The sequence below is a fragment of the Streptomyces sp. NPDC020747 genome (assembly GCF_044334695.1).
In the GTDB taxonomy this organism is placed as follows: Bacteria; Actinomycetota; Actinomycetes; order Streptomycetales; family Streptomycetaceae; genus Streptomyces.
The window spans coordinates 242,652-253,680 of the sequence record NZ_JBIRTJ010000001.1; the positions used below are offsets into that span (position 1 = coordinate 242,652).

General features: G+C 70.8%; 8 protein-coding genes. 2 read left to right on the plus strand and 6 right to left on the minus strand.

What is annotated here, in order from left to right:
- Positions 1-31 precede the first annotated feature (31 nt).
- Positions 32-2,389, plus strand: a complete 2,358-nt coding sequence (locus ACH4YP_RS01065) for an ATP-binding cassette domain-containing protein (RefSeq protein WP_398488768.1) — start codon at positions 32-34, stop codon at positions 2,387-2,389.
- Here ACH4YP_RS01065 and ACH4YP_RS01070 read toward each other — a convergent pair.
- The 6 genes from ACH4YP_RS01070 to ACH4YP_RS01095 all read right to left on the minus strand — a co-directional run bounded on the left by ACH4YP_RS01070 (position 2,377) and on the right by ACH4YP_RS01095 (position 9,459).
- Positions 2,377-3,888, minus strand: coding sequence for an acyl-CoA synthetase (locus tag ACH4YP_RS01070; RefSeq protein ID WP_398488769.1), 1,512 nt, complete (start codon positions 3,886-3,888; stop codon positions 2,377-2,379). The two genes, ACH4YP_RS01065 and ACH4YP_RS01070, sit on opposite strands and share 13 nt — an antisense overlap.
- A 33-nt stretch (positions 3,889-3,921) precedes the next feature.
- A complete protein-coding gene (locus ACH4YP_RS01075) occupies positions 3,922-4,809 on the minus strand; it encodes a lysophospholipid acyltransferase family protein (RefSeq protein ID WP_398489430.1) in 888 nt (295 codons plus the stop codon).
- A 230-nt stretch (positions 4,810-5,039) separates the two neighbouring features.
- The gene (locus ACH4YP_RS01080; RefSeq protein ID WP_398488770.1) at positions 5,040-5,810 is read right to left on the minus strand and encodes a GNAT family N-acetyltransferase; all 771 of its coding nucleotides are present in this window, start codon (positions 5,808-5,810) and stop codon (positions 5,040-5,042) included.
- 277 nt (positions 5,811-6,087) lie between these two features.
- Positions 6,088-6,837, minus strand: a complete 750-nt coding sequence (locus ACH4YP_RS01085) for a succinate dehydrogenase/fumarate reductase iron-sulfur subunit (RefSeq protein WP_361065222.1) — start codon at positions 6,835-6,837, stop codon at positions 6,088-6,090.
- Positions 6,834-8,786, minus strand: coding sequence for a fumarate reductase/succinate dehydrogenase flavoprotein subunit (locus ACH4YP_RS01090; protein WP_398488772.1), 1,953 nt, complete (start codon positions 8,784-8,786; stop codon positions 6,834-6,836). The genes ACH4YP_RS01085 and ACH4YP_RS01090 overlap by 4 nt, the downstream gene beginning before the upstream one ends.
- Before the next feature lies 1 nt (position 8,787).
- Positions 8,788-9,459 (minus strand): succinate dehydrogenase, encoded by a 672-nt coding sequence (locus ACH4YP_RS01095; RefSeq protein ID WP_361065284.1) that lies wholly within the window; start codon positions 9,457-9,459, stop codon positions 8,788-8,790.
- 130 nt (positions 9,460-9,589) lie between these two features.
- On the opposite strand from ACH4YP_RS01095, the gene ACH4YP_RS01100 reads away from it, so the two are divergent.
- Complete coding sequence (locus ACH4YP_RS01100) at positions 9,590-10,474, plus strand: LysR family transcriptional regulator (RefSeq protein ID WP_398488774.1); 885 nt, start codon at positions 9,590-9,592, stop codon at positions 10,472-10,474.
- The last annotated feature ends 555 nt before the right edge of the window (positions 10,475-11,029 follow it).

An 11,029-nucleotide genomic window follows, 5' to 3' on the forward strand; every position in this document is an offset into this window, starting at 1 on the left:
GCCTCGCCCGTCGTACCTCAGGAGTCACCCCATGCACAGCCCCCACGACCCGTACGTCCGTGTGCGTGGTGCCCGTGAGCACAATCTCAAGGGGGTCGATGTCGATGTTCCGCGGGACGTGCTGGCGGTCTTCACAGGTGTGTCCGGGTCCGGGAAGTCGTCGCTGGCCTTCGGGACGATCTACGCGGAGGCGCAGCGGCGGTATTTCGAGTCGGTGGCCCCTTACGCGCGGCGGCTGATCCATCAGGTGGGGGCGCCGAAGGTCGGGGACATCAGCGGGCTGCCGCCCGCGGTGTCGTTGCAGCAGCGGCGGTCGACGCCGACCTCGCGCTCGTCGGTGGGTACGGTCACCAATCTCTCCAATTCGCTGCGGATGCTGTTCTCCCGCGCGGGCGACTATCCGCCGGGCGCCGAGCGTCTCGACTCGGACGCCTTCTCGTCGAACACGGCCGCCGGGGCCTGTCCCGAGTGCCATGGGCTCGGCCGGGTGCACCGTACGACCGAGGAGTCGCTGGTCCCCGACCCGTCGCTGTCGATCCGCGGGGGTGCGATCGCCGCGTGGCCGGGCGCCTGGCAGGGCAAGAACCTGCGCGATGTCCTCGACGCGCTGGGATACGACGTGGACCGGCCGTGGCGTGAGCTGCCCGCCGAACAGCGCGAGTGGATCCTGTTCACGGACGAGCAGCCGGTCGTGACCGTGCATCCGGTACGGGACGCCGAGCGGATCCAACGCCCGTACCAGGGCACGTACATGAGCGCGCGGCGCTATGTCATGAAGACCTTCTCGGACTCCAAGAGCCAGACGCTTCGCGCCAAGGCCGAACGGTTTCTGGAAGCCGCGCCCTGTTCCGTGTGCGGTGGCAGCAGGCTGCGGTCCGAGGCGCTGGCGGTGACGTTCGCGGGCCGCACGATCGCGGAGCTGGCCGCGCTGCCGCTCGTCGAACTGGCCGACTCCCTCACCGGACATGGCGATTCGGAGACCGCCCGCGTCCTCACCGAGGATCTGCTCGCCCGCATCTCGCCCGTCACCGAGCTGGGCCTCGGCTATCTCAGCCTCGATCGCGCCACCCCGACCCTGTCGGCGGGCGAACTCCAACGGCTGCGTCTGGCAACGCAGTTGCGTTCCGGTCTCTTCGGGGTCGTGTACGTCCTCGACGAGCCGTCGGCCGGACTGCACCCGGCGGACACGGAGGCGCTGCTCACGGTCCTCGACCGGCTGAAGACGTCCGGCAACTCGGTGTTCGTCGTGGAGCACCAACTCGATGTCATGCGCGGCGCGGACTGGCTCGTCGATGTGGGGCCGAAGGCGGGCGAGCACGGCGGACAGGTGCTGCACAGCGGCCCCGTGGCGGAGCTGGAGAGTGTCACGGAGTCCGCGACGGCCCGGTTCCTCTTCGACCGCTCCCCCGTTCCGGTACGTGAAGTCCGGGCGCCGCGCGGCCAGTTGAAGCTCGGCCCGGTGACACGGCACAACCTGCGCGGGGTGACCGCCGAGTTCCCGCTGGGCGTGCTCACCGCGGTCACCGGCGTCTCCGGCTCGGGCAAGTCCACGCTCATCGGGGAGATCACGGAGGGCCTTCCGGGTGTGGGGCGGCTGGTCAGCGTCGACCAGAAGCCGATCGGCCGTACGCCCCGCTCGAATCTGGCGACGTACACGGGGCTCTTCGACGTCGTGCGCAAGGTCTTCGCGGCCACGGAGGAGGCGCACCGGCGCGGGTTCGGCGTGGGCCGGTTCTCGTTCAACGTGGCGGGTGGGCGCTGCGAGACCTGTCAGGGCGAGGGATTCGTCAGCGTCGAGCTGCTCTTCCTACCGAGCACCTATGCCCCGTGCCCGGACTGCGGCGGGGCGCGCTACAACCCCGAGACGCTCGAAGTGACGTACAGGGAACGGAATATCGCACAGGTGCTGGACCTGACGGTCGAGACCGCCGCGGAGTTCTTCGCGGACACCCCGGCCGTCGCGCGCAGCCTCGCCACCCTCCTCGACGTCGGACTCGGCTATCTGCGGCTCGGCCAGCCGGCGACCGAGCTGTCCGGCGGCGAGGCTCAGCGCATCAAGCTCGCGAGCGAACTCCAGCGCGTACGCCGAGGCCACACGCTCTACCTCCTCGACGAGCCGACGACCGGTCTGCACCCGGCCGATGTCGAGGTCCTGATGCGGCAGTTGCACGGGCTGGTCGACGGCGGGCACAGCGTCGTGGTCGTGGAGCACGACATGGCGGTGGTGGCGGGCGCGGACTGGGTGGTCGACCTGGGGCCGGGCGGCGGCGACGCGGGAGGCGGGATCGTGGCGTCGGGGCCTCCGGCGGAGGTCGCGCGGGCGGAGTCGAGCGCTACGGCCCCGTACCTCGCCCGTGCGCTGGGCACCGGGGGCTCTCAGTCCCAATAGGCCTTTCTGAGCTGGGACTTGGCCAGTTTTCCCGTGGGTGTGCGCGGCAGTTCGTACGTGAAGTCGACGCTGCGGGGCGACTTGTAGTGCGCGATGCGGTCGCGGACGAACTCAAGGAGCTCGTGTTCGAGTTCGGGGCCGGGGGCCGCGCCCGGGGCCGGCTGGACGACCGCCTTGACCGCCTCGCCCATCTCCGCGTCCGGGACGCCGACGACCGCGACGTCGGTGACCTTGGGGTGCAGGACCAGACAGTCCTCTATCTCCTGGGGGTAGATGTTCACGCCGCCGGAGATGATCGTGAAGGCCCTGCGGTCGGTGAGGAAGAGGTAGCCGTCCTCGTCGACGTGGCCGATGTCCCCGGTGGTCGTCCAGTTGGGGTGTTCGGGGTGCTGTGCCTCGCGGGTGCGCGCGTCGTCGTTGTGGTACCTGAACGGGAGTTCCTCGCGCTCGAAGTACACGGTTCCCGTCTCTCCGACGGGCAGCACCTTGCCGTCCTCGCCGCAGATCCGCAGCTCGCCGAGGAGTCCGCCGCGGCCCACGGAACCCGGCCTGCGCAGCCACTCGTCGGGGCCTATGAAGGTGATCCCGTTGGCCTCCGTCGCCGCGTAGTACTCGTACAGGACGGAACCCCACCAGGCCATCATCCGCCACTTGACCTCGACGGGGCAGGGCGCGGCGGCGTGGATGGCGACCTTCAGCGACGACACGTCGCAGGCGTCCCGCACCTCGCGCGGCAGCTTCAGCATCCGTACGAACATGGTGGGCACCCACTGGCTGTGCGTCACCCGGTGCCGTTCGATCGCCTCCAACGCCCCTTGCGGATCGAAGGAGTTCATGAGGACGACCGTGCCGCCGGTCGCGGTGACGACATAGCCGAAGCGGAGGGGCGCGGCGTGGTAGAGCGGGGCCGGGCAGAGGTAGACGGTGTCCTCGCCGAAGCCGTACATGGGCTGGAAGAGCAGCTGGTAGGTGCTCATCACCTCGCGGACGTCACCTTCGGGAAGCGTCGGTGCGATGCCCTTGGGGCGGCCGGTGGTGCCGGAGGAGTAGAGCATGTCGGCGCCGCGGGGCTGGTGGGCCGGGGGTTCGGGGGAGGCGGCGGCCAGCGCCCGCTCGTACGAGCCGTCGTCGAAGCCCAGGTACGAGGCCGGACTGGGCACCAACTGCCGTATTCGCTCCCCGAGTTCGGTGAGCGGTCCGGAGACGATGAGTGTGCCCGCACCGCAGTCGCGGACGATGTAGGCGGCCTCGTCGGCGGTCAGATGGTGGTTGACGACGGTGAGGTAGAGGCCGGAGCGGAGGGCCGCCCAGTAGACCTCCAGTACGCGCGGGTCGTTGTCGGAGAGGAGCGCCAGATGGTCGCCCGGGCGCAGTCCGGCGATCCGCAGGTGGTCCGCGAGGCGCAGGGAGCGCTCTTCGAGTTGGCCGTAGGTGAGGGTCCGGCCGCCGTCCGCGGTGACGACGGCCGGCCTGGCGGGGTCGTACGCTCCGGGATACATGCGGGGACGGTACCCCGTGGTGGTGACGAGGCGTCAGAGGTGTGCGTACGCCTTGGAGTTCGTGCTCCTTCGATGAGCGTCGGTGCTCCTTCGGTGGACGTCGGCGGTCTCGACCACGTACGTCCCGGTGTCGGCCGCCCCAGTGGTGGCCCTCTCGGCGGCGAGGGCGAGTGTTCGCCGGTCGGGTGCGCTGCCCGCCGGGAGGACCGGTTCCACGCGTACCTCGGCCACGAGGGCACGGGCCGACACGACCCGCCAGACCGAGGTGAGCAGCGAGTCGCTCCCGACGAACGCGGGCGCGGTGGTCGCCGCTCCCCCGTCGAACCGGTAGCGCAGGTGCACCGGCTGGACGGGCACTGCGGCGTCCAGGGCGGCCTGGAAGGTGGCTCTGCGGAAGCGGCCCTGGGCTCGGCCGCACCAGGTGCTCCCTTCGGGGAAGACCACGACGGCCGATCCGCCGCGCAGGGAGTCCGCGATCCGTTCGACGGTCCTCGGCAGTGCGCGCAGGCGGTCACGCTCGATGAAGAGCGCGCCGCTGCTCGCGGTGAGCACGCCGGCCACGGGCCACTGCCTGATCTCCGCCTTGGCGAGCATCCGGGCGGGGCGGACGGCGGCGAGCAGGGGGATGTCCAGCCAGGAGATGTGGTTGGCCACCAGGAGCAGTCCGCCGCCGGGCGGGGCCGACCCGGTGATCCGTAGCCGGACGCCCGCGGCACGCACGATCGTCCGGCACCACGTCCGGGTGAGCCGGTCGCGCCACACGGCGGCGAGCCGCCCCACGACCGGGATCAGCACGATCCCGAAGAGGAGCACGGCCAGGAGTGCGGCCAGCCGCAGCAGGGCGCGCGGCACGGCGGCCGGCGACCCCACGGACTCCACGCAGACCCGCGAGCACGGGGCGCTGGGCAGCCACGCGCTCACCGGGGCGGGTACCGAGGGCGCCGCGCCCGGACGTTCTCCTGCCCCGACGTGCACCCCGCCGCGTCGTGGGCGCGGGACCTTCCCGAGGCCCGGCACCGGGAACACCGGGGTGCTCACGCTCGGGCTCGCGAACGCCGTCGTGCCACCACGACGCGGGCGGAGTATCACGGCCACACGCGACACACCCGTCGCACCCATCGCACCCAACACACCCATGCGGGACATGGTGATCACGCCGGCACGAGCGACAGGAAGTGCCGCAGATAGCGCGGGTTGACCCGGCGCATCGACAGCAGCACGTACAGGTCGGCGACACCGAAGTCGGGGTCGTGGGCCGGTTCCGCGCAGACCCAGGCGCCGAGGCGGAGGTAGCCGCGCAGGAGCGGGGGCAGTTCGGTGCGGGCGGGCCGGGTGACACCCTCGGCGCTCCACGGCAGCAGCGGCCGTACGCGGTACTCCTCGGGCGCCAGGTGCTTGTCCCGCACCCGGTCCCAGGTGCCCGCGGCGAGCGTGCCGCCGTCGGCGAGGGGGACGGAGCAGCAGCCCGCCAGCCACTCGTGGCCCCCGTGGACCATGTAGCGGGCGATCCCGGCCCAGATGAGACCGATGACCGCGCCGTCCCGGTGGTCGGGGTGGACGCAGGAGCGGCCGACCTCAACGAGCCCGGGGCGGATCCCGGCCAGCGGTCCGAGGTCGAACTCGCCCTCCGAGTAGAGCCGTCCGGCGACCGCGGCACGGTCGGGCGGCAGCAGCCGGTAGGTGCCGACCACCTGCCCGGTCGTGGTGTCGCGTACGAGCAGGTGGTCGCAGTACGCGTCGAAGGCGTCGACGTCGAGGCCCGGCTGCGGGGAGGAGAGCAGGGCGCCCATCTCCCCGGCGAAGACGTCGTGGCGCAGCCGCTGGGCGGCGCGGACGTCCGCCTCGTCGCGGGCGAGGGTGACGGTGTAGCGGGTGGGGGCCGTCGACAGTGGGGGGCTGTCGAGCGTGGAAACGCCGGTCATGGCACTCTCCTGGTCACGGGCCGGTTCGGCGGAGCGGCGCGGCGGACCGAAGCGAACGGTCCGTGCGCTCCTGTTCTTCCGACGCCGGCTGACCGGCGAGTAACCCCCGGAGAGAGACCGGGTGTGAGCTTGTTGAATGCCAGGGGTGCCTGGTAGGGCAGGGGTTGAACACCACTCCGGCACGCTCGCCCGCACCTTAGGCGAACGCCCGCTAAAGCCCCCGTAAGGGCGCGGCGAACCGCGCCCCGCACCCGAATGACGGCCTACCGGCGGAGCGCTACCGCCTGCCGGCCTTCCGAGTGGCCCGCAGCCACTCCTTGTTCATCCCTGTGATGGAGACCAGCGGGATGCCCTTCGGGCAGGCCGTGGCGCACTCCCCGGCGAGCGTGCACCCGCCGAACCCCTCCTCGTCCATCTGCGCCACCATGTCGAGCACCCGGGTCTCCCGCTCGGGCGCGCCCTGCGGCAGCACGTTGAGGTGGTTGATCTTCGCCGAGGTGAAGAGCATCGCGGCGCCGTTCGGGCAGGCCGCCACGCACGCCCCGCAGCCGATGCACTCGGCGTGCTCGAAGGCGAAATCCGCGTCCGGCTTGGGCACGGGCGTCGCGTGGGCCTCGGGCGCGGCGCCGGTCGGGGCGGTGACGTAGCCGCCGGCCTGGATGATCCGGTCGAAGGCGGACCGGTCGACGACCAGGTCCTTGACGACCGGGAAGGCCGAGGCCCGCCACGGCTCGATGTCGATCGTGTCGCCGTCCTCGAAGGACCGCATGTGCAGCTGGCAGGAGGTCGTGCGCTCCGGCCCGTGCGCGTCGCCGTTGATGACGAGCGAGCACGCGCCGCAGATGCCCTCGCGGCAGTCGTGGTCGAAGGCGACCGGATCCTCGCCCTTGAGGATGAGCTCCTCGTTGAGGGTGTCCAGCATCTCCAGGAAGGACATGTCGGCCGAGATGTCGTCCACTTCGTACGTGGACATCGCTCCGTCGGCGTCGGCGTTGCGCTGCCGCCAGACGCGCAGGGTGAGCTTCATGCGTAGCTCCGCTGGGTGGGGTGGACGTACTCGAAGACGAGGTCTTCCTTGTGCAGGACGGGAGCAGAGCCCGTACTTGTGAACTCCCAGGCGGCCGCGTACGAGAACTGCTCGTCCCGGCGCTCCGCCTCGCCGTCCGGGGTCTGGGACTCCTCGCGGAAGTGGCCGCCGCAGGACTCGTCGCGGTGCAGTGCGTCGAGGCACATCAGCTCGGCGAGTTCCAGGTAGTCGACGACGCGGTTGGCCTTCTCCAGCGACTGGTTGAACTCCTCGCCGGTGCCGGGGACCTTGATGCGCCGCCAGAACTCCTCGCGGATCTGCGGGATGCGCTCAAGTGCCTTGCGCAGCCCCGAGTCCGTACGCGCCATTCCGCAGAACTCCCACATCAGCTCGCCGAGTTCGCGGTGGAAGGAGTCCGGCGTGCGGTCGCCGTCGACGGCGAGGAGCAGGTTCAGCCGGTCCTGGGTATCGGCCAACACCTCCTGGACGACGGGGTGTTCGTCCGTCACCCGCTCGTGGTGCGGGTTGCGGGCGAGGTAGTCGTTGATGGTCGACGGGAGGACGAAGTAGCCGTCGGCGAGGCCCTGCATCAGCGCGGACGCGCCGAGCCGGTTCGCGCCGTGGTCCGAGAAGTTGGCCTCGCCGATCGCGAACAGGCCCGGGACGGTGGTCTGGAGGTCGTAGTCGACCCAGAGGCCGCCCATCGTGTAGTGCACGGCGGGATAGATCCGCATCGGCACCTCGTACGGATCCTCGTCGGTGATCCGCTGGTACATGTCGAAGAGGTTGCCGTACTTGGCCTCGACCGCCCCCCGGCCCATGCGCCCGATGGCGTCGGCGAAGTCGAGGTACACGCCCTGGCCGCCGGGGCCCACTCCCCTGCCCTCGTCGCAGACGTTCTTCGCGGCGCGGGAGGCGATGTCGCGGGGGACGAGGTTGCCGAAGGAGGGGTAGATGCGCTCCAGGTAGTAGTCGCGCTCGGCTTCGGGGATCTCGTTCGCGGGGCGGTTGTCGCCCTTCGCCTTCGGGACCCAGATCCGGCCGTCGTTGCGCAGTGACTCGCTCATCAGCGTGAGCTTCGACTGATGCTCGCCGGTGCGCGGGATGCAGGTGGGGTGGATCTGCGTGAAGCACGGGTTGGCGAAGTAGGCGCCGCGCCGGTGGGCCCGCCAGATCGCGGTGGCGTTGGAGTTCATGGCGTTCGTGGAGAGGTAGAAGACGTTGCCGTAGCCGCCGGAGGCGAGGACGACGGCATCCGCGTAGTACGTGTCGATCTCCCCGGTGATCAGATCGCGGGCGACGATGCCGCGCGCCCGCCCGTCGATCACGATCAGGTCGAGCATCTCGGTGCGCGGATGCATCTCGATGTTGCCGGCGGCGATCTGGCGGGACAGCGCCTGGTACGCGCCGAGCAGGAGCTGCTGGCCCGTCTGGCCGCGGGCGTAGAAGGTGCGGGACACCTGGACGCCGCCGAAGGAGCGGGTGTCGAGGAGACCGCCGTACTCGCGGGCGAAGGGCACGCCCTGGGCGACGCACTGGTCGATGATCTCGACCGAGATCTGCGCCAGGCGGTGGACGTTGGACTCGCGTGCCCTGAAGTCGCCGCCCTTGACGGTGTCGTAGAACAGCCGGTGGATCGAGTCGCCGTCGTTGCGGTAGTTCTTGGCGGCGTTGATGCCGCCCTGCGCGGCGATCGAGTGGGCGCGGCGCGGGGAGTCCTGGTAGCAGAACTGCACGACGTGGTAGCCCTGTTCGGCGAGTGTGGCGCCGGCGGAGCCGCCCGCCAGACCCGTACCGACGACGATCACGGTGTGCTTGCGGCGGTTGGCCGGGTTGACCAGTTTGGCCTCGAAGCGGCGGGTGTCCCAGCGCTCACCGACCGGTCCCTCGGGGGCCTTGGTGTCGACGACCGGCTCTCCGGTCGTGTACTCGGCGAATTCAGCGGTCATGTCAGCTCACCACTCCGGTCATCACGCCCACGGGTACGGCGATGAAGCCCGCCGTCAGCACCAGCGCGAGCACGTTGGCGATGGTCTTGAAGGCTCGGTCGCGGGTGCGGCTGCCCACGCCGAGGGTCTGTGCGGCGCTCCAGAAGCCGTGCCGTACGTGCAGGCCGAGCGCGAGCATCGCGACGATGTAGATGACGTTGCCGTACCAGGTGGAGAAGGTGTCGATCACGTTCTGGTACGGGTGTCCGGGCTGGAAGCCGCCCGGGTGCGCGGTGCCGGTCGTCAGGTCGAGGATGTGCCAGACGATGAACAGGCCGAGGATGATCCCGCCCCAGCGCATCGTGCGGGTGGCGTAGCTCGCCCGGGGCTTCTTGTGCACGTACTTGGTGGGGCGTGCCCGGATGTCGCGGCGGCTCAGCTGGTAGGCGGAGACGGCGTGTGCGACGACGGCGGCGACCAGGACCACGCGGATGATCCACAGCGCCCACTCGTAGTGCAGGAAGGGCTCGCCGATGGTGCGCAGCCAGTGCGCGTAGTGGTTGAACTCGTCCGACCCGAAGAAGATCTTGAGGTTGCCGAGCATGTGGACGGCCAGGTACCCCAGCATGATCAGGCCGCTGACGGCCATCACGGTCTTCTTGCCGACGGACGAGTCCCACATGGTGCGCGTCATGGACGGTTTTCGGTCCGCCCGCGTTGCCAGAGCCATGGAACGCACGCTAGGGCCGGGAGGGCCGATCAGTCCAAGACATGGTCCGGCTCGTTTCGATAGGCCCTGGCTATCATGGGCGTATTCTCGGGGCATGCAGTTCCAGCAGCTCCAGTACTTCGTGGCCGTCGCCGAGACCCGGCACTTCACCCGGGCCGCCGATCTGGTCCATGTCGCCCAGCCGTCGCTCTCCCAGCAGATCAAGGCGCTGGAGCGGGAGTTGGGCGCCGATCTCTTCCTCCGGGCGCGCGGGAACATCACGCTCACGGACGCGGGCGAGGCGCTGCTGCCGCTGGCCCGCCGCATCCTGGCCGACGCGGACACGGCCCGGCACGAGGTCCAGGAGCTGGCCCAGCTGCGCAGCGGGCGGATCCGGCTGGGGGCGACGCCGAGCCTGTGCACGGGCCTGCTGCCGGACGTGCTGCGCGCCTTCCACGACCGCTATCCCGGCATCCGGCTGCTGATCGAGGAGGGCGGTTCGCACGATCTCGTACGGGAGCTCGCGCGCGGGGCGCTCGATCTCGCTCTCGTGGTGCTGCCGCTGCCCACGCCGTCGCCCGCGCTGACCACGGTGGAGGTGCTGCGGGAGGACCTGGTCGTGGTGTCGTCACCGGAGGCGTCGGCACCGGGGGGCGGGCGGCGGACCGTGCGGGTCTCCGACCTGGAGGGTGAGCGGCTGGTGATGTTCCGGCACGGGTACGACCTGCGGGAGCTGACCGTCGCCGCGTGTCGCTCCGCGGGGTTCGAGCCGGATTTCGCGGTGGAGGGCGGGGAGATGGACGCGGTGCTGGGGTTCGTCCGGGCGGGGCTGGGGGTGGCTGTGGTGCCGCGGATGGTCGCTGCGCGGACCGGGCGGGGGTTGCGGGTCACCCCGCTCGCCCGGCCCGGGCTGGCCCGGACCATCGCGCTGGCGCACCGCAGTGATGTGGCTCCGCCTCGGGCGGCTCGGGAGCTTCAGCGGATGCTGCTGGAACGGTGAGGCTCCGCCGGGGGGCGTGTCCGGGGCGGCGTTTTGGTGGGGCGGCGTTTTGGTGGGGCGGCGTTTTGGTGGGGCGGCGTTTTGGTGGGGCGGCGTTTGCGGGTGCGGCGTTTGCGGGTGCGGGTTCGCTGTGGCTGGTCGCGCAGTTCCCCGCGCCCCTGGGTGGGTGGGGGTTGGCGGGGTGTGTTGGGTGCGGGTTGCTTTGGGCTGAGCGCGCAGCTCCCCGCGCCCCTGGGGTGGGTGAGGGTCGGCGTCGTGTATCGGGTGCGGGTTCGTTTGAGCTGAGCGCGCAGCTCCCCGCGCCCCTGGGGTGGGTGAGGGTCGGCGTCGTGTATCGGGTGCAGGTTCGTTTGAACTGAGCGCGCAGTTCCCCGCGCCCCTGGAAGATGAAAAGCCAGGGGCGCAGCCCCGCTTTTCAGGGGCGCGGGGAACTGCGCGGCCAGCTACAGCGCGCCCGCACCGCACCCGCACCCCGCCACTCCCGCGGAGCGGCCACGCTCAGCCCGTCGCGTCCACCAATGCCAGTTCGTGGAGGCGGTCCGGGGGCCCCGGGCG